Source organism: Streptomyces sp. NPDC051322 (assembly GCF_040689485.1).
Taxonomy (GTDB): Bacteria; Actinomycetota; Actinomycetes; order Streptomycetales; family Streptomycetaceae; genus Streptomyces.
Genome location: NZ_JBFBAK010000020.1, coordinates 22,044 through 39,201, shown reverse-complemented (window position 1 = coordinate 39,201; position 17,158 = coordinate 22,044). Strand labels below are relative to the sequence as shown.

General features: G+C 69.9%; 17 protein-coding genes and 1 rRNA gene. 15 read left to right on the top strand and 3 right to left on the bottom strand.

What is annotated here, in order from left to right:
- The 9 genes from rrf to AB0436_RS29855 form a co-directional block, all read left to right on the top strand.
- Positions 1 to 88: ribosomal RNA gene (gene rrf / locus AB0436_RS29895) — 5S ribosomal RNA — on the top strand; the annotation flags it as partial.
- A 68-nt stretch (positions 89 to 156) separates the two neighbouring features.
- Positions 157 to 801, top strand: coding sequence for an HAD family hydrolase (locus AB0436_RS29890; protein ID WP_366471067.1), 645 nt, complete (start codon positions 157 to 159; stop codon positions 799 to 801).
- 41 nt (positions 802 to 842) lie between these two features.
- Positions 843 to 2,093, top strand: coding sequence for an MFS transporter (locus AB0436_RS29885; protein WP_366471066.1), 1,251 nt, complete (start codon positions 843 to 845; stop codon positions 2,091 to 2,093).
- Positions 2,065 to 3,219: an acetoin utilization protein AcuC gene (locus tag AB0436_RS29880; protein WP_366471070.1), complete on the top strand. Its 1,155-nt coding sequence runs from the start codon at positions 2,065 to 2,067 to the stop codon at positions 3,217 to 3,219. The genes AB0436_RS29885 and AB0436_RS29880 overlap by 29 nt, the downstream gene beginning before the upstream one ends.
- Before the next feature lie 103 nt (positions 3,220 to 3,322).
- On the top strand, positions 3,323 to 4,141 hold the full coding sequence (locus tag AB0436_RS29875; RefSeq protein ID WP_366471065.1) for a phosphatase: 819 nt from the start codon (positions 3,323 to 3,325) through the stop codon (positions 4,139 to 4,141).
- Positions 4,142 to 4,266: 125 nt separating this feature from the next.
- Positions 4,267 to 4,479, top strand: a complete 213-nt coding sequence (locus AB0436_RS29870; protein ID WP_365859570.1) for a helix-turn-helix domain-containing protein — start codon at positions 4,267 to 4,269, stop codon at positions 4,477 to 4,479.
- A 155-nt stretch (positions 4,480 to 4,634) separates the two neighbouring features.
- Positions 4,635 to 4,733, top strand: coding sequence for an AURKAIP1/COX24 domain-containing protein (locus AB0436_RS29865; protein ID WP_003948845.1), 99 nt, complete (start codon positions 4,635 to 4,637; stop codon positions 4,731 to 4,733).
- A 167-nt stretch (positions 4,734 to 4,900) separates the two neighbouring features.
- A complete protein-coding gene (locus AB0436_RS29860; protein WP_366471064.1) occupies positions 4,901 to 5,950 on the top strand; it encodes an NAD-dependent epimerase/dehydratase family protein in 1,050 nt (349 codons plus the stop codon).
- Position 5,951: 1 nt separating this feature from the next.
- Positions 5,952 to 6,989 (top strand): 1-acyl-sn-glycerol-3-phosphate acyltransferase, encoded by a 1,038-nt coding sequence (locus AB0436_RS29855; protein ID WP_366471063.1) that lies wholly within the window; start codon positions 5,952 to 5,954, stop codon positions 6,987 to 6,989.
- A gap of 61 nt (positions 6,990 to 7,050) precedes the next feature.
- Here AB0436_RS29855 and AB0436_RS29850 read toward each other — a convergent pair whose 3' ends face one another.
- From AB0436_RS29850 to AB0436_RS29840, 3 genes are all read right to left on the bottom strand, one after another.
- Positions 7,051 to 8,271: a DUF5667 domain-containing protein gene (locus AB0436_RS29850; RefSeq protein WP_366471062.1), complete on the bottom strand. Its 1,221-nt coding sequence runs from the start codon at positions 8,269 to 8,271 to the stop codon at positions 7,051 to 7,053.
- A gap of 236 nt (positions 8,272 to 8,507) precedes the next feature.
- Entirely contained in the window at positions 8,508 to 9,281 is a 774-nt protein-coding gene (locus AB0436_RS29845) for an ECF subfamily RNA polymerase sigma factor, BldN family (RefSeq protein WP_366471061.1), read from the bottom strand.
- A 416-nt stretch (positions 9,282 to 9,697) separates the two neighbouring features.
- The gene (locus AB0436_RS29840) at positions 9,698 to 10,633 is read right to left on the bottom strand and encodes an HAD-IB family hydrolase (protein WP_366471060.1); all 936 of its coding nucleotides are present in this window, start codon (positions 10,631 to 10,633) and stop codon (positions 9,698 to 9,700) included.
- 136 nt (positions 10,634 to 10,769) lie between these two features.
- On the opposite strand from AB0436_RS29840, the gene AB0436_RS29835 reads away from it, so the two are divergent.
- From AB0436_RS29835 to hemB, 6 genes are all read left to right on the top strand, one after another.
- Positions 10,770 to 11,048 (top strand): glutaredoxin family protein, encoded by a 279-nt coding sequence (locus AB0436_RS29835; RefSeq protein ID WP_366471059.1) that lies wholly within the window; start codon positions 10,770 to 10,772, stop codon positions 11,046 to 11,048.
- Between the two features lie 274 nt (positions 11,049 to 11,322).
- Complete coding sequence (locus tag AB0436_RS29830; protein ID WP_366471058.1) at positions 11,323 to 12,099, top strand: redox-sensing transcriptional repressor Rex; 777 nt, start codon at positions 11,323 to 11,325, stop codon at positions 12,097 to 12,099.
- Positions 12,096 to 13,484 (top strand): glutamyl-tRNA reductase, encoded by a 1,389-nt coding sequence (locus AB0436_RS29825; RefSeq protein WP_366471057.1) that lies wholly within the window; start codon positions 12,096 to 12,098, stop codon positions 13,482 to 13,484. The genes AB0436_RS29830 and AB0436_RS29825 overlap by 4 nt, the downstream gene beginning before the upstream one ends.
- Positions 13,481 to 14,440 carry a hydroxymethylbilane synthase gene (hemC, locus tag AB0436_RS29820; protein WP_366471056.1) on the top strand — a complete coding sequence of 320 codons (960 nt, stop codon included), beginning with the start codon at positions 13,481 to 13,483 and terminating at the stop codon, positions 14,438 to 14,440. Before AB0436_RS29825 ends, hemC begins: the two co-directional genes overlap by 4 nt.
- Complete coding sequence (locus AB0436_RS29815; protein WP_366471055.1) at positions 14,437 to 16,095, top strand: bifunctional uroporphyrinogen-III C-methyltransferase/uroporphyrinogen-III synthase; 1,659 nt, start codon at positions 14,437 to 14,439, stop codon at positions 16,093 to 16,095. Before hemC ends, AB0436_RS29815 begins: the two co-directional genes overlap by 4 nt.
- Positions 16,096 to 16,151: 56 nt before the next feature.
- Positions 16,152 to 17,141 (top strand): porphobilinogen synthase, encoded by a 990-nt coding sequence (gene hemB / locus AB0436_RS29810; RefSeq protein WP_366471054.1) that lies wholly within the window; start codon positions 16,152 to 16,154, stop codon positions 17,139 to 17,141.
- The last annotated feature ends 17 nt before the right edge of the window (positions 17,142 to 17,158 follow it).

Genomic DNA, 17,158 nt, shown 5'->3' with positions numbered 1-17,158 from the left:
CGGTTACATTCCGAACCCGGAAGCTAAGCCTTTCAGCGCCGATGGTACTGCAGGGGGGACCCTGTGGGAGAGTAGGACGCCGCCGAACAATTTTTAGCCTCAACCCCGAGCTGTCATAGCCCGGGGTTGAGGCATTTTTGCGTTTAGGGTCAGGGTATGCGCTACGACCTGGTCATCTTCGACAACGACGGCGTCCTTGTGGACAGCGAGCCGATCTCCAACACCATCCTCTCCGGGTATCTGAGCGAGCTCGGGCACCCCACGACGTACGACGAGTCCCTCCGCGACTACATGGGGGCTGCCGTGCACCGGGTGCACGACCTCATCCAGGAACGGACCGGTCAGCGGCTCCCGGACGACTTCGACGCGACGCTGCACGCCCGGATCTTCGCCGCGTTCGAGCAGGAACTCACGCCGGTCACCGGTGCCGCCGAAGTGCTCGGCGAGCTGGTCGCCCACGGGGTGCCGTACTGCGTGGCCTCATCCGGCAGTCATGAGCGGATCCGGGTCGGCCACCGGGCGACCGGGATCGACGAGTGGTTCGAGGAGGAGTGGATCTTCAGCTCGGAGGACGTCGGCCGCGGGAAGCCGGCGCCGGATCTCTTCCTCCTCGCCGCCGAGCGGATGGGTGTGGCGCCGGAGCGGTGCGTCGTCGTCGAGGACAGCCAACTCGGCGTGGAAGCGGCACAGGCAGCGGGGATGGACGTGTACGGCTTCACGGCGATGACCCCCGCCGAGCGGCTGGCCGGGGCGAACGGATTCTTCTCGAAGCTGGTGGAGCTTCCGGAATTGCTTGCCTGACCCGTCTACCCACGGGTAGGTCTGGGGCCTACTGTGCCGCCATGACGTCAGATGTTCGGCTGCGGCACGGCAGGGTCTCCCTGGGGCTCAGCTTCTTCGCGCAGGGCGCGGCCTTCGCTCTCCTCGTCACGAGGATCCCGGCGATTCAGGACCGCTACGGGATATCCGACGGTCTGCTGCCGGCCTTCCTCGCCGCTGTGCCCGTCCTCGCGGGCATCAGCAGCGTCGCCACCGAGCAACTGGTGGCGCGGGTCAGGCCGTCTGTCGTTCTGCGGTGGGTGCAGCCGGTGGTGCTGCTGGCTCTCCTCGGGGTCGCGGCCGGCAGCCGGCTCTGGCAGGTGGCGGTCGCGCTCGGGGTCTTCGGGCTGTCCGTCGGGGCGCTCGACGCGTCCATGAACATGCTGGGGGTCAGCCTTCAACGTGCGTACGGCCGCAGCATCATGCTCGGCTTCCACGCCGCGTACAGCCTGGGCGGGATCGCCGGCGCCTCGCTCGCCTGGGCCGGGGCGCACTGGCACCTGTCGCTGCTGATGTCGTACGGGCCGGTGGTCACGGTGCTGCTGCCGCTCTGTCTGGTGGCGAGCCGCTGGTACGCGGACGCCCAGCGGGACGGCACCTCTCCGACTTCCCCCACCACCCCCACCACCCCCACCGTTCAGTCCACCGACGGCGGCTCCGTCGTCTTCAAGCTGCTGTTGCCGCTCTGCCTGGTGATGGCCTTCGCCTATATCGGCGACTCGACCGTCTCCAACTGGAGCGCGAAGTACCTGCAGGACGTGCTGGGCAGCTCCGAGCAGTTGTCCACCGTCCCGTACAACGTCTATATGGTCACCACGCTGCTGGGCCGGGCGGTCGGGGACTTCGGGGTGCGCCGCTTCGGTGCGGTGGCTGTGGTGCGGTTCGGTTCGGTGCTGGCTGCCGTCGGCTTCGCCGTGGTGGCCGCGGCATCGGGGCCCTGGGTGGGGATGCTCGGGTTCACCCTGCTCGGGTTCGGGCTGTGTGTGATCGTGCCGCAGACCTTCGCGGCCGCCGGGCGGTTGTTTCCCGGAGCGTCGGACGCCGCCATCGCCCGGCTCAACATCTTCAACTACGTCGGCTTCCTGATCGGTTCCCCGCTCGTGGGCGCGATCGGCGACGCGTGGAACTACCGCGGGGCGATGCTCGTCCCGATGGTGCTGGTCCTGGCCACGCTGCTGTACGCCAGGTCGTTCGGAAACGGCGATGCCCGATACGGTGGCGAGCATGAGCGGCCGCGAACTGTTGATGTGGGACGACGCAGTAACGAAGTATGACTTCGGGCCGGGGCACCCGATGGATCCGGTGCGGCTCGCACTGACCATGGGGCTGATCCGGGCCTACGGCGTGGACGCCGCGGTCGACGTCGTGGCGGCGAAGCCGGTGGGGGATTCGACCCTGCGGCTGGTGCACCGGGCGGACTACGTGGACGCCGTACGGGCGGCCTCGGCGGATCCGGACAGTGCGGACCCGGCGTACGGCCTCGGCACCCCGGACGACCCGGCCTTCGCCGGCATGCACGAGGTGTCCGCGCTGATCGCCGGGCAGTCGGTGGGCGCCGCCGAAGCGGTATGGCGCGGGGACGCCTCCCACGCGGTGAACTTCGCGGGCGGGCTGCACCATGCCATGCCCGGGTCGGCCTCCGGGTTCTGCGTCTACAACGACGCTGCCCTTGCCGTCGCGAGGCTGCTCGAACTCGGTGCCGAGCGGGTCGCGTACGTCGATGTGGACGTGCACCACGGCGACGGCGTGCAGGCGGTGTTCGACGCGGACCCGCGAGTCCTCACCGTGTCGCTGCACGAGCACCCCAGGACGCTGTTCCCCGGGACCGGCTGGCCGGACGAGACGGGCGACGGGGCGGCCGAGGGCTCCGCGGTGAATGTGGCGTTGCCGGCCGGTACCGGGGACGAGGGGTGGCTGCGGGCGTTCCATGCCGTGGTGCCGGAACTGCTGGCGGACTTCCGGCCGCAGGTGCTGGTGACCCAGCACGGGGCCGACACGCACTTCGAGGACCCGCTGGCCCATCTCGCCGTGTCGCTGGACGCCCAGCGGGCGGTACAGGTCGCCTGCCACCAACTGGCGCACGAGTACGCCGACGGGGGGAGGTGGGTGGCGCTGGGCGGCGGTGGGTACGCGGTCGTGGACGTCGTACCGCGGTCGTGGACGCACTTGGCGGCGATCGCCGGCCACGCCGAGATCGACCCCGAGTCGCTGATCCCCGACTCCTGGCGGTCCGAGGTCTACGCCCGGACCCGCCAGTCGGCGCCGCGCCGGATGACGGACGGCCGTTGGCCGGTGAGCTGGCGCGACTGGGACGAGGGCTACGACCCGGCGGACCGCTTGGACCAGGCGGTACTGGCCACCCGCCGCGCGGTCTTCCCGTCACGGGGCCTGCTGCCTTGATAGAGGCAGCTGGCCCGTGCAGCGGACGCACGCCCTTACGCCAACCGTGCGGACCTCGCCCGTTCGCCCCCGCCCCCGGCTTCCGTAGGGAAGCATCGGCAGGGTGTTGAGCACCGGCGCCCTCCGTGCGCACCTGTTGGCGGCCAAGCTGGCCGGGCCCGTGGCCACTCCCCGGGAGACAAGTCTGCGCAGCTACCGCCTCTTCGCGGCGCGGGACCCCAGAGCGACGCTCGGCCTCGCCCCCGAACGCCACTGGGACGAACGGGAGTTGCTGGCGCTGATGGCCGACCGGTGCGGGGTCTCCGGCGACCCGCGCCACGTGTCGGGCCCCGACGTCATCGACCCCGAGCGGACGCTGGCGGCGCTGAACGCGTTCGCCGACCGCCTCGGCGAGGCGGTCGCACGCCGGTCGGCCGTCCTGTTCGGCACCGGCCACCCGCATCGGCTGCTGGGGTTCTACGCCGCGCTGGCAGACGCGGTGTCGGCGGCAGGATGTGTCGTCCTCACCCCTGCGCAGGGCCACCGTGTCGACATAACGACCCGGTTCGGCGTACGTACGTACGATCTGGACTACGTACGTGGAGTCGCGCTGATGCGCGAGCCCGGCGCGCGAGCCGCCGGAAGTGAGCCGGGCGCACACACCCATTCGCCGCTGCCGGTCCGGGTCGCTCTGGCGGCCGCGGCCGGGGACGGCGGGCAGCTTCCGGAACTTGTCGTGGGGGACCACGGGTGGGTCTGCGGGGCTGGTCAGCTGGGTATCGAGGCCATCGGCCTGGCTGATACGGATGACCCCGCGCTGTTCGTCGGAGAGGCCGAGGGGCGGGTGTCCGTGGCGGTGCCGCTGGACGACGCCGTGCGGCCGGACCACTACCGGCCGCTGACGCGCTATGTACTCAATCGGGCTCTCTGTCCCAGTAGGTAACCGATCGGTACTCCTCTTCCCCACTCGTACCACCCGCACCTAGTCTGATGGGTGAGCGCACAACGACGAAGAGTCACCGGAAGGGGAAGCCGGTGCGCGTCGGGTGCGGAAGGTTCAGGTGGGTCATGGCTGCTGGGAGTGAGAGGCCTCTCAACGAGGTCAGGTTCCTGACCGTGGCGGAAGTCGCCTCGGTGATGCGTGTGTCCAAGATGACCGTGTACCGGCTGGTGCACAGCGGTCATCTGCCGGCGATCAGGGTGGGCAGGTCCTTCCGGGTCCCGGAGCAGGCGGTGCACGACTACCTCCGGGAATCCTTCGTGGGGGTGCAAACCGCTTAACGAAAATCCGGCGCAGGACCGGGGCGGGACCGGAACAGGAGCGGGCGGCTCCCCTCGGATTACGTCCCTCACTCGGTGGCGGGTAGGCTAGGCCGACGTAGGTCGTGTGGGCCCAGACGCCCCGCACCAGTGAAGAGAAGTGAGCGAGGGTAGTCGTGGGCTCTGTTATCAAGAAGCGGCGCAAGCGGATGGCTAAGAAGAAGCACCGCAAGCTGCTCAAGCGCACTCGCGTTCAGCGTCGCAACAAGAAGTAAGCGGCAGCTGTACGCGGTCCCGTGGCCCTTCCACCATCATGGTGGGAGGGCCACGGTGCGTTGTGCAGCCGCAACATTTGGTCACCTGCCGCAGCGACCTGTCACCGCAGAGCAACATTGACCGGCTACGGTGGCCCGTACGGGAGTCCGAATGGGAGGCGCGGATCTTGGGCAAGGTCGTGCTCGTGACCGGTGTGGCCCGGCAGCTCGGGGGCCGTCTTGTGCGGCGCATCCAGCGCGACCCGGCGGTGGACCGGGTGATCGCGGTGGACATCGTGCCGCCCGACCATCAGCTGGGCGGTGCGCATTTCGTCCGGGCGGACATCCGCCAGCCGGCCATCGCCCGGGTGCTGGCCGAGTATGACGTCGACACGGTCGTCCACATGGATGTCACCGGCACTCCGCTCGGCGCGGGCGGCAGCCGGGCGACCGTCAAGGAGAACAACGTCATCGGCACCATGCAGCTGCTCGGTGCCTGCCAGAAATCGCCTACGGTGCGGCGGCTGGTGGTGAAGTCCAGTACCAGCGTGTACGGATCGGCGCCCCGCGACCCGGCGGTCTTCACCGAGACGATGCCTCCCAAGTCGCTGCCCAGCGGCGGCTTCGCCAAGGACGCCGTCGAGGTCGAGGGCTATGTGCGCGGCTTCGCCCGGCGCCGGCCCGATGTGGCCGTCTGTGTGCTGCGCTTCGCCAACATCCTGGGGCCGAGCGCCGACTACCCGCTGGCGCAGTATCTGTCGCTGCCGGTGCTCCCGACGGTCTTCGGTTACGACCCGCGCCTGCAGTTCGTTCACGAGGCCGATGTGATCGGCGTGTTGCTTCTCGCGCTGGGCGAGCCGCCGCAGGGGACGCTGAACAGCGGCACCTTCAATGTCGCGGGCGATGGCGTGCTGCTGCTCTCGCAGTGCTCGCGGCGGCTGGGCCGTCCGACGGTCCCGGTGCTGCTGCCGGCCGTCAACTGGGTGGGTTCCGCGCTGCGTACGGTCGGCGTCACGGACTTCTCGCCGGAACAGATCCGGCTGCTGACACACGGCAGGGTGGTCAGCACGGTTCAGATGCGGGAGACCCTGGGCTACGTTCCGGAGTACTCGACGCCGGAGACCTTCGAGGACTTCGCGCTCAGCCGCGGGGCCGGACTGCTGCCTCCGAAGGCGCTGGCGCAGGCGGTCGACCGGGTTTCTTCCATTGCCACTGCTGTCAGCAAGGAGCGCAACTGACATGGCCGATGCCAAGGTCATTCCGTTCGGTGACGAGCCGAGGGGCAGGCGGCCCAGGAACGGCAAGGCCGGCAAGCGGCCGGGCGTGCGCACCAGGACGGCCGGGCCGCTGGCGCCGGTACCGGAACAGCAGACCGGCCCCGATCGGTCGTCCGAGCCGCCGCTGCAGGCCGTGGAAGCACCACGGGAGACCGGTGGTGGCGGCCTGGACCGGCGGATCGCCGGCGGCCTGGCCTTTCTACGGCGCCGGATCACCGGGGACTACGACGTCGACGAGTTCGGCTACGACAAGGAGCTCACCGACCAGGTCCTGATGTCGCTGGTGCGGCCGTTGTACGAGAAGTACTTCCGGGTCGAGGTCAAGGGCATCGAAAACATCCCCTCCGACGGTGGGGCGCTCGTCGTCGCCAACCACTCGGGGACGCTGCCGCTGGACGGGCTGATGCTCCAGGTCGCGGTCCACGACCAGCACCCCGCCGAGCGTCACCTGCGGCTGCTGGCAGCGGACCTGGTCTTCATGCTCCCGGTCGTCAACGAGCTGGCCAGGAAGGCGGGACACACGCTGGCGTGCGCCGAGGACGCCGAGCGGCTGCTGCGGCGCGGTGAGGTCGTCGGGGTGATGCCGGAGGGCTTCAAGGGAATCGGCAAGCCCTTCTCGGACCGCTACAAGCTGCAGCGTTTCGGCCGGGGCGGCTTCGTCTCGACGGCGCTGACCGCGGGGGTGCCGATCGTGCCCTGCTCGATCGTCGGGGCGGAGGAGATCTACCCGATGATCGGCAACGCGAAGACCGCGGCACGGCTGCTGGGTTTCCCGTACTTCCCTCTCACGCCGACCTTCCCGTGGCTGGGGCCGCTCGGGATGGTGCCGTTGCCGACGAAGTGGACCATCCAGTTCGGCGAGCCGATCCAGACGAGCGGATATCCGGCGGAGGCGGCGGAGGATCCGATGCTGATGTTCAATCTGACCGACCAGGTACGGGAGCAGATCCAGCACACCCTGTACAAGCTGCTGGTGCAGCGCAGGTCGGTGTTCTTCTAGCGGTTGCCGTTACACAGACGTGAGGGGGTGCCGGCGTCGGCACCCCCTCACGCCTGTGCTGCTACTGCGCGTCCTGCTCGTCGATGCCCAGACCGGGGAGCAGCCCCGGGAGCAGCGGTGGGAGGGTGACGTGCGGTGCGCCGGGGCGGTTGTCGCCGGAACGGTCCGGGTCCTGCGACGAGGACGGGCTGCTGTCCGACTTCGGCGGGTCGAGCAGACCGCCGGTGTCGCCGCCGATCAGCCCCTGGTCCGCCTTGCTGCCGGAGCTGGAGGGCTGCGGGGTATCGCTGCTCGTCCTGCCCTGGCCCGGCGTGGATGCCGTGGGTCCGGTTCGTTCGGTCCCGGAGGCGCCCGGCTGGGACGGGACCGCACGCGCCGGGCCCCGGGTGCTGCCCGGGTGCTCGGGCAGCCGCGACTGCAGCGGCTCGACCTCCTGGTCTATGGCGTCGAAGACCGAGTTCACCCGGTCTCCCACGTCATGCAGCTGCGCGGGCAGCCGCCCCCGGAGCTTGCTCCAGGCCTCCCGGTGCGAGCTGGAGAACGAGGAGAGCGTCCGGATCGGGCCGAGTGCGCCGTTCCGTGCGTACGCCTCGTGCAGCAGGCGGTGGCCCTCGCTGGCATCGTGGTTCATGCCGTTCAACGCGCGGCGGACTTCGCTCAGCTGCTCGTGGTCGAGTTGGCCTGCCCGGTCGCGCTCCATGAGGCGGCGGGCCTCCTGGAGCCGGGTCGAGGCCTGGTCCAGATAGATCTCACCGCGGTCGGCGCTGTCATTCGCCATGCCGAGTTTGAGATCCTCCATCCCGCGCTTCAGTCCGTACAGCGAATCACCGGGGAGGGCGTCGGAGCTGGCAGCGGCGACGCCGCTGAAGGCTCCGGCGGCCACACCGACGGCGAGTCCGCCCGCAGCGATGCCCTTCGACCAGCGGGAACGGGGGCGCAGTTTCCGGAGCGCGCTCGCCCGGTGGGCGCCGCGACCGGTCCGCTGTTCGGGCACCTGAGGGCCCTCGGACGCACCTCCCCCCGGGGCGGTGCCTTCCAGCAGCATGGCCTCCATGGCGGCAACGAGCTGGGCCCGCTGCACGACCCTGACCTCGGGGTCCAGCTGCGGTTTCGGTAGCTCGTCGAGACGGGTCACCAGGGCGAGCAACGGCTCTTGTTCGCCTGGTCCGTCCGAATCGCCGGGATCTTCTGGCTGGTCGGCCGCCGTGTCCCGGAGCGACTGCTCCTCCAGGACCTGGGCGAAGGCGTTCGCCCGCCGGTGTGCCGAAACTTGTCCGATCACTGGCGGCACCTCCTCTCGTCATGACGATCGACTCCCCTCGGGGTCCGGAAGGTTGCCCACCTTGAGCGCATTCACACGATCGAGTGAGCACTTACGGGCGTGGCGTGACCACAGGGAGCCTGCATCCCACTCAACGAGCCGCACAGCACTTGGGTTACGGACGAAAGATGATCCGACCGCAGTAGGACGGCAGCGTCATCAGCCCATAACCGAGGGTGAGTTGCGATCGGTGTTGATCACCGGGCGTCATCCGGGAGCAGTCGTGCCAGCGTGCGCACGGCCCGGTACTGGAGCGTCTTGATGGCACCCTCGTTCTTGCTCATCGCGCGCGCCGTCTCGGCGACGGAGAGACCTTGCAGGAAGCGCAGGGTCACGCACTCCTGCTGTTGTGGATTGAGCCGCTTGACGGCTTCGAGCAGGGCTGCGTTCGAGAGGGACTCCAGGACGGAGTCCTCCGGACTGCGCTCGACCTCGTTGGCATCGAGCATTTCTCCCGTGGTCACTTCCAGTCTGAATCGGCTCGACTTGAAGTGGTCCGCGACCAGGTTCCGGGCGATGGTGACCAGCCAGGCGCCGAAGTCACGGCCCTGCCAGGTGAAGGTGGAGATACGGCGCAGAGCGCGCAGGAAGGTCTCGCTGGTGAGATCCTCCGCCGTCGCCTTTCCGCCGACGCGGTAGTAGATGTAGCGGTAGACCGTGTCGCTGTACTGGTCGTAGAGGCGCCCGAAGGCATCGGCCTCGCCGGCCTGAGCACGTTCGACGAGGTCCATCATGCGAGCGCTGTCGCTGTCGGCCGCAGGCCGACGGACAGTGGACGTGCCGGTGCCGCCACGGCTGTGTCTGCCGACCGCCGCACCGTTCTCGGCGAGGGCATAGCAGGGGCCGGCGGGCACAGGGGTGGCAAAAGCGGGGACGGCGTACGCGGTGGGGACAATGCCGCGCAGCTGGTCCAGGACCGTTGCGCGCAGCGTAGCCAGGCCCGAGGCGTCAACCCCGACGTGTGGGTACACGGGACTCCCAGAGGCAGAGCTTCCATCACGTGCAGTGCTGGACCGTTCACCCGACGTGATGACGAGTGGGGTCCGGTATGCGTCTGAGGAGAATAACGCTTCGTACAGGCAGTGCTACACCCAGTTGCTCAAATCATCGATTACGTCGCTTCTCTTACGTGAACGCGTCGAATCAAGTAGCACTTCGTGACCGCTTATTGATCGGATTGCCTCACGATCCGCTTGATTGCGGGGCTACTTGTGCGCGAGCGGCTGCAACGGGACTGGCGGCGCGGGTGCACGGGTAAGAAGTTCGATTTGCCCGTGCATGTGCCGAGTGGCGGCGTGTCGCGGTCAGCTGCGGATCCGGCGTGTCGGCCTGCCGAACGGGTGCGTCGCGGATATCGCGCGGGGCGCGACGGGCCGGGCGGGCGGGCTCAGCGGCGGCGGCGGTGCAGGGCCATGGCCGCGGCGGTACCGCCGGCCAGGGCACCAACGCCGGCGGCCGCCGGGATGCCGACCTTGGCCGCCTTGCGGCCGGTGCGGTAGTCGCGCAGCCGCCACTCGCGCTCGCGGGCGTGACGGCGCAGCTTGGCGTCCGGGTTGATCGCGTACGGATGTCCGACCAGCGAGAGCATCGGGATGTCGTTGTGCGAGTCGCTGTAGGCGGCGCACCGGCGCAGGTCCAGGCCTTCGGCGGCGGCAAGCGCCCGTACGGCTTCGGCCTTCGCCGGGCCGTGCAGGGGTTCGCCGACCAGGCGGCCCGTATAGACGCCGTTCATGGACTCGGCCACGGTGCCCAGCGCGCCGGTCAGTCCCAGACGCCGGGCGATGATCGTGGCGGTCTCGATGGGCGCGGCCGTGACCAGCCACACCTTCTGGCCCGCGTCCAGGTGGGCCTGGGCCAGCGCGCGGGTGCCGGGCCAGATGCGGTCCGCCATGTACTCGTCGTAGATCTCCTCGCCGATGGACATCAGCTCGGAGACCCGGTGGCCCTTGACGATGGACAGCGCGCTGTCGCGGGCGTCCTGCATGTGCTCCGGGTCCTCCACGCCGGCCAGCCGGAACCACGCCTGCTGCCAGGCGAATCTGGCGAGTTCCCGGCGCTGGAAGAACTTCCGCTTGTAGAGGCCGCGGCCGAAGTGGAAGATCGCGGCGCCCTGCATCACGGTGTTGTCGAGGTCGAAGAAGGCAGCGGCCAGATCGTCCCCCATGACGGGGAACCCGAGCTCCGCAGCGGTCTCGTCCTCCGGCATCACCTGTGCCAGCTCCTGCGAGGACTTCCGGGCTGCTTCGGCTGCGGCCTCGCCTGCCAGCACGCTGCGTGCGGTTGCCGAGCGCTTTCGAGGGGTGAGCCATCCCAGTGCGGCCATGTCGTGAGCATAGCCAGTCTGTTCGGCTGTTCCCGCCGTGTGGGGATGCGGTGGGGTGAACTCTTTGTTGCGTCACCGCACCCTGCGGACTTCGGCCACCGCCGGCCCGGCCGGCGTTCGGGGCCACAATGGCGGGATGAGCCCCCTGCTGCGCCGCTCGCACCGCGACCCCCGGCCCCCCCACACCGTGACGCTGCTGGCCAAACCCGGCTGCCACCTCTGCGACGACGCACGAAAGGTCGTCGCCACGGTCTGCGAGGACCTCGGCACGGAGTGGGAGGAGAAGGACATCACCCGGGACGAGGCGCTGAACGCCGCCTACTGGGAGCAGATCCCCGTGGTGCTCATCGATGGCGAACAGCACACGTTCTGGCGCGTCGACCCGGACCGCCTTCGTCGTGCACTGGGCGCCTGACCCCGAAACCCGGCTACCATCGTGGGCGATTTGAGCGGTCTCGGGGGCGATGACGTGAGGAGTGTGTGCGGTTTTGCCCCCTTCGGGAAGCCAACGCATCGGACCGGCCCGCAGTTCCGGCGCCGCGCAGTCGTACCGCGTGACTCCGGTCACTTCGGGCGGACAAAACGGACACAATCTTTGTGCACGCGTTCACAAAGACATAGCCTGCATTCGACGGGGCGGTCCTGCGACACGAGGCCGCCTGCAGCCTCGCTCATCCCGCAGGAGCACCGTGGCAACTGGCCGAACTCACCGACCGGCGACCCGTAGCCGAGGAATCCCCGAGGCCACAGTCGCCCGACTTCCGCTGTATCTTCGCGCCCTCACCGGGCTCTCGGAGCGTTCCGTACCCACGGTCTCGTCCGAGGAGCTCGCGGCCGCCGCGGGGGTCAACTCCGCGAAGCTGCGCAAGGACTTCTCCTACTTGGGCTCGTACGGGACCCGCGGGGTCGGATATGACGTCGAATATCTCGTATATCAGATCTCGCGTGAGCTGGGTCTCACCCAGGACTGGCCAGTCGTCATCGTCGGCATCGGTAACCTCGGCGCCGCACTCGCCAACTACGGCGGATTCGCCTCCCGTGGCTTCCGGGTCGCCGCACTGATCGACGCCGACCCCGAGATGGCCGGCAAGCCCGTCGCCGGGATCCCGGTGCAGCACAGCGACGACCTCGAGAAGATCATCAGCGACAACGGCGTCTCCATCGGCGTCATCGCGACCCCCGCAGGCGCGGCCCAGCCCGTCTGCGAGCGGCTGGTCGCCGCCGGTATCACCTCGATCCTCAACTTCGCGCCCACCGTGCTCTCGGTGCCCGACGGCGTCGACGTGCGCAAGGTGGATCTCTCCATCGAGCTGCAGATCCTCGCCTTCCACGAGCAGCGCAAGGCCGGCGAGGGGGCGGCCACCGCTGCCGCCGCCGGGGCGCCGCCCCTCCGGGGAGCCGCGCACGCCGCCCCCATCGAACGGAAAGGACCCGACGGGGACGTGCCCGCCGTGATGCCGGCATGAGTCTCCTGGTCGTCGGACTGAGCCACCGCAGCGCCCCCGTCAGCGTGCTCGAACGGGCCGCGCTGTCCACTGACGCGCAGGCCAAGCTGTTGCAGGACACCCTGGCGGCGGAGCCCGCCGCGGAGGCCACGACGCTCGCCACCTGCAACCGCATCGAGCTGTACGCCGATGTGGACAAGTTCCACGCGGGCGTCGCCGAGCTGTCCACGCTGCTCGCCCAGCACAGCGGGGTCGGTCTGGACGAGCTCACTCCTTATCTTTATGTGCACTACGAGGACCGGGCCGTTCACCACCTCTTCTCGGTGGCCTGCGGGCTGGACTCGATGGTCGTCGGCGAGGGACAGATCCTCGGCCAGATCAAGGACGCCCTGGCCCTCGGCCAGGAACTGCACACCGCAGGGCGGCTGTTGAACGATCTGTTCCAGCAGGCGCTGCGGGTGGGCAAGCGGGCCCACAGCGAGACCGGTATCGACCGGGCCGGCCAGTCGCTCGTCACCTTCGGTCTCGAGCAGCTCGCCGACGGCACGGACGTCGCCGTGTGGGCCAAGGAGAAGCGTGCCCTGGTGATCGGCGCGGGCTCCATGTCCTCGCTGGCCGCCGCCACGCTGTCCCGGGCCGGTATCGGCGAGGTCGTCGTTGCCAACCGCACACCGGCCCGTGCCGAGCGGCTCGCGGAGATCCTCCGCGCCGCCGGCACCGGAGCCCGGGCCGTCCCGATGGACGCGGTCGGCGCCGAGTTGGTCCGTGCCGATGTCGTCGTCTCCTGTACGGGGGCGACCGGCCTGGTACTGACCGCGGACGCCGTCGCGGAGGCTCTGGACCGGCGGCTCGCACCCGCCGATGCGTCCGGGGACGCGCATCCCGTCCGGCTCGCGCTGCTCGACCTGGCCATGCCGCGCGATGTCGACGGCGCGGTGCACCGGATCGGCGGGGTGCGCCTGGTGGACATCGAGTCGCTGGCGGACGCGTCCGCCGACGCGCCGATGGCCGCCGACGTCGACGCCGTACGCACCCTCGTCTCCGACGAGGTGGCGGCCTTCGGCGCCGCGCAGCGCGCCGCGCACATCACCCCGACGGTCGTCGCGCTGCGTACGATGGCGGCCGGCGTGGTCGCCGGTGAGATCGCGCGTCTCGACGGACGCCTCCCCGACCTGGACGACAAGCAGCGCGCCGAGATCACCCAGACCGTGCGCCGCGTCGTCGACAAGCTCCTGCACGCGCCCACCGTGCGGGTGAAGCAGCTCGCGAGCGAACCCGGCGGCGCCGGGTACGCGGACGCGCTGCGTGAACTCTTCGACCTCGACCCGCTGACGGTCGCGGCCGTCAGCAGGGCCGATCTGACCGACCTGAGCAACACAGATGTCAAGAACCGAGGGCGGGCATGACCAATGCCTTGAGGCTGGGGACCAGGCGGAGCAAGCTCGCCATGGCCCAGTCAGGACAAATTGCCGAGGCGGTGCGCCGCATCACGGGTCGCCCCGTGGAGCTCGTCGAGATCACCACGTACGGGGACACCTCCCGTGAGCATCTCGCGCAGATCGGTGGGACCGGTGTGTTCGTCACCGCGCTGCGTGACGCGCTGGTGAGCGGGGACGTCGACTTCGCCGTGCACTCCCTGAAGGATCTGCCGACCACGCAGCCGGACGAGCTGGTGCTCGCCGCGGTCCCGGTCCGTGAGGACCCCCGGGACGTGCTGATCGCGCGGGACGGGCTGACCTTCGAGCAGCTGCCGGACGGCGCCCGGGTGGGTACGGGTTCGCCGCGCCGGATGGCGCAGCTCAACGCGTACGCCCGTAACCACGGCCTCCGCATCGAGACCGTGCCGATCCGCGGCAACATCGACACCCGCGTCGGCTTCGTCCGCAGCGGGGAGCTGGACGCGGTGGTTCTCGCCGCGGCCGGGCTCAGCCGGATCGGCAGGACCGCCGAAGTGACCGAGTTCCTGCCGGTCGACATCATCCTGCCCGCCCCCGGCCAGGGGGCCCTGGCAGTCGAGTGCGCGGCGTCGAACACCGCCCTCATTGCCTCGCTCGCGGAGCTCGACGACCCGTACACGCGGGCCGCCGTCACCGCCGAGCGATCCCTGCTCGCCGCCCTGGAGGCCGGTTGCAGTGCGCCTGTCGGCGCACTGGCCGACGTCCTGGCCGACGGGCAGTCTGCTGTCACCGAGATGCGCCTGCGCGGCGTCGTCGGCTCGCCCGACGGTTCCTCGCTGGTGCAGTTGTCCACCACCGGTCCCGTACCTGCGTCGCACGAAGGCATCGAGGCGCTCGGACGCGAACTCGCGTCCGAGATGCTGGCCAAGGGTGCGGCCGGTCTTATGGGGGAGCGAGCACGATGAGCCCCACCACATCGAACCACCCCGTCCTTCCCACGCACGGGCACGTCACCTTCCTCGGTGCCGGACCCGGAGATCCGGGACTGCTCACACTGCGCGCCGTGGAAGCTCTGGCGAGTGCGGACGTACTGATCGCCGAGCCGCAGGTGCTCGACGTGGTACGCGGCCATGCGCGGGCATCCGTGAGCACGCCTCAGCTGACGGTCGTTGACGAAGCGTCAACAGCCGCCGGTATCCCGGCCATCCGAGATGCGGGCAATCTTGTCATGGAGGCCGCGAGGAGCGGCAAGCGGGTCGTCCGTGCGGTCACCGGCGACCCCGGCCTGGACGGGAACTCCGGCGAGGAGATGCTGGCCTGCGCCTCCGCCGGCATCCCCTTCGAGGTCGTCCCCGGCGTCTCCACGGCGGTGGGCGTGTCCGCCTACGCCGGTGTGCCGCTGCGCGATCAGCAGGGCACGGACGTGCGGTTCGTCGATGCCCGTACGGCGTCCGACCGCTGCTGGAGCGAGGTCGGCGCCAGCGACGCCACCGCCGTCGTCTCCACCACCCTCGACACGGTCGGTGCGACCGCGGGCGAGCTGGTCTCCGCGGGCCGCAAGCCCGACACCCCGATGACCGTCACCATCGCCGGCACCACCACCCGCCAGCGCACCTGGTGCGCCACGCTCGGCACGGTCGCCCAGGTGCTCAAGCAGGCCAAGGTGCTCCCGTCGCCTGACGGCCACCAGCCGGTCATAGCCGTGGTCGGCGAGCGCAGCTCCGCCGCCCGGCGCGACCAGCTGTCGTGGTTCGAGTCGAAGCCGCTCTTCGGGTGGCGGGTGCTCGTGCCGCGTACGAAGGAGCAGGCGGCCTCGCTCTCCGACCAACTCCGGTCCTACGGCGCGGTGCCGCACGAGGTCCCCACCATCGCCGTCGAGCCGCCGCGCACCCCGCAGCAGATGGAGCGCGCGGTCAAGGGCCTGGTCACCGGGCGCTACGAGTGGATCGCGTTCACCTCGGTGAACGCCGTGAAGGCGGTCCGGGAGAAGTTCGAGGAGTACGGGCTCGACGCCCGGGCCTTCGCCGGGATCAAGGTGGCCGCTGTCGGTGAGCAGACCGCCGCCTCGCTGATCGAGTTCGGCGTCAAGCCCGATCTCGTACCTTCCGGCGAGCAGTCGGCGGCCGGGCTGCTGGAGGACTGGCCGCCCTACGACCCGGTCTTCGACCCGATCGACCGGGTCTTCCTGCCGCGCGCCGACATCGCCACCGAGACACTGGTGGCCGGGCTCATCGAGCTGGGCTGGGAGGTCGACGACGTCACCGCCTACCGCACGGTGCGCGCTTCGCCGCCCCCGGCCGAGACCCGCGAGGGCATCAAGGGCGGCGGCTTCGACGCCGTCCTCTTCACCTCGTCGAGCACGGTCCGTAACCTGGTCGGTATCGCGGGCAAGCCGCACAATGTGACGGTCATCGCCTGCATCGGCCCGGCCACCGCCAAGACGGCCGAGGAGCACGGCCTGCGGGTCGACGTCATGTCGCCCGAGCCGTCCGTGCACCGGCTGGCCGAGGCACTCGCCGAGTTCGGCGCGCAGCGCCGGGATTCGGCGAAGGAGGCGGGTGAGACGGTCACCCGCCCCAGTGAGCGGCGCCCGGGTGGCCGCAGGCGTCGCACGACCTGAGCGATCGGCGCCCCCGATTGCCGATCGGTCTTACGCGTTCGAGAAGGTAACTGAAGATGACTGTGTACGGATCGTTCCCCGGCGCCCGCCCCCGGCGGCTGCGCACCACCCCCGCGATGCGGCGGATGGTCGCCGAGACGCGGGTGCACCCGTCCGATCTGATCCTGCCCGCCTTCGTGCGGGAGGGCATCGGCGAACCGGTGCCGATCGCCGCGATGCCCGGCGTCGTCCAGCACACCCGGGACACCCTGCGGAAGGCGGCCGTCGAGGCGGTCTCCGCGGGGGTCTCGGGGATCATGCTCTTCGGCGTCCCTGAGGACGCCAAGAAGGACGCGACCGGCTCGGCCGGCACCGACCCGGAGGGCATCCTCCAGGTGGCACTGCGCGATGTGCGGGCCGAGGTGGGCGACGAGCTCATCATCATGTCCGACCTCTGCCTCGACGAGTTCACCGACCACGGCCACTGCGGTGTGCTGGACGAGTCGGGCCGCGTCGACAACGACGCCACCCTGGAGCGGTACGCCGAGATGGCCCAGGTCCAGGCCGACGCGGGCGCCCATGTGGTGGGCCCCAGCGGCATGATGGACGGCCAGGTCGGCGTGATCCGGGACGCCCTGGACACCATCGACAAGGAGGACGTGGCGATCCTCGCGTACACCGTGAAGTACTCGTCCGCCTTCTACGGCCCGTTCCGTGAGGCCGTCGGCTCGTCGCTGCAGGGCGACCGCAAGACCTACCAGCAGGACCCGGCGAACGTCCGCGAGTCGCTGCGCGAGCTGGCGCTGGACCTCGACGAGGGCGCCGACATGGTGATGGTCAAGCCGGCCGGACCCTACCTCGACGTCCTGGCCAAGGTCGCCGAATCGGTGCACGTGCCGGTGGCCGCGTACCAGATCAGCGGTGAGTACTCGATGATCGAGGCGGCCGCCGAGAAGGGCTGGATCGACCGCGACCGCGCGATCCTGGAGACCCTGACGGGCATCAAGCGCGCCGGCGCGAACATGATCCTCACCTACTGGGCGACGGAGGTCGCGCAGCGGCTGTGACGTGCGGACGAGCGAAC

What these genes read in the sequence shown, in the direction of transcription:
- hemB (WP_366471054.1), top strand. Translation starts at nt 16,152, where the DNA reads ATGACTGTGTACGGATCGTTCCCCGGCGCCCGCCCCCGGCGGCTGCGC.
- AB0436_RS29885 (WP_366471066.1), top strand. Translation starts at nt 843, where the DNA reads ATGACGTCAGATGTTCGGCTGCGGCACGGCAGGGTCTCCCTGGGGCTC.
- AB0436_RS29870 (WP_365859570.1), top strand. Translation starts at nt 4,267, where the DNA reads ATGGCTGCTGGGAGTGAGAGGCCTCTCAACGAGGTCAGGTTCCTGACC.
- AB0436_RS29880 (WP_366471070.1), top strand. Translation starts at nt 2,065, where the DNA reads ATGTGGGACGACGCAGTAACGAAGTATGACTTCGGGCCGGGGCACCCG.
- AB0436_RS29835 (WP_366471059.1), top strand. Translation starts at nt 10,770, where the DNA reads ATGAGCCCCCTGCTGCGCCGCTCGCACCGCGACCCCCGGCCCCCCCAC.
- AB0436_RS29825 (WP_366471057.1), top strand. Translation starts at nt 12,096, where the DNA reads ATGAGTCTCCTGGTCGTCGGACTGAGCCACCGCAGCGCCCCCGTCAGC.
- AB0436_RS29855 (WP_366471063.1), top strand. Translation starts at nt 5,952, where the DNA reads ATGGCCGATGCCAAGGTCATTCCGTTCGGTGACGAGCCGAGGGGCAGG.
- AB0436_RS29840 (WP_366471060.1), bottom strand. Translation starts at nt 10,633, where the DNA reads ATGGCCGCACTGGGATGGCTCACCCCTCGAAAGCGCTCGGCAACCGCA.
- hemC (WP_366471056.1), top strand. Translation starts at nt 13,481, where the DNA reads ATGACCAATGCCTTGAGGCTGGGGACCAGGCGGAGCAAGCTCGCCATG.
- AB0436_RS29815 (WP_366471055.1), top strand. Translation starts at nt 14,437, where the DNA reads ATGAGCCCCACCACATCGAACCACCCCGTCCTTCCCACGCACGGGCAC.
- AB0436_RS29890 (WP_366471067.1), top strand. Translation starts at nt 157, where the DNA reads ATGCGCTACGACCTGGTCATCTTCGACAACGACGGCGTCCTTGTGGAC.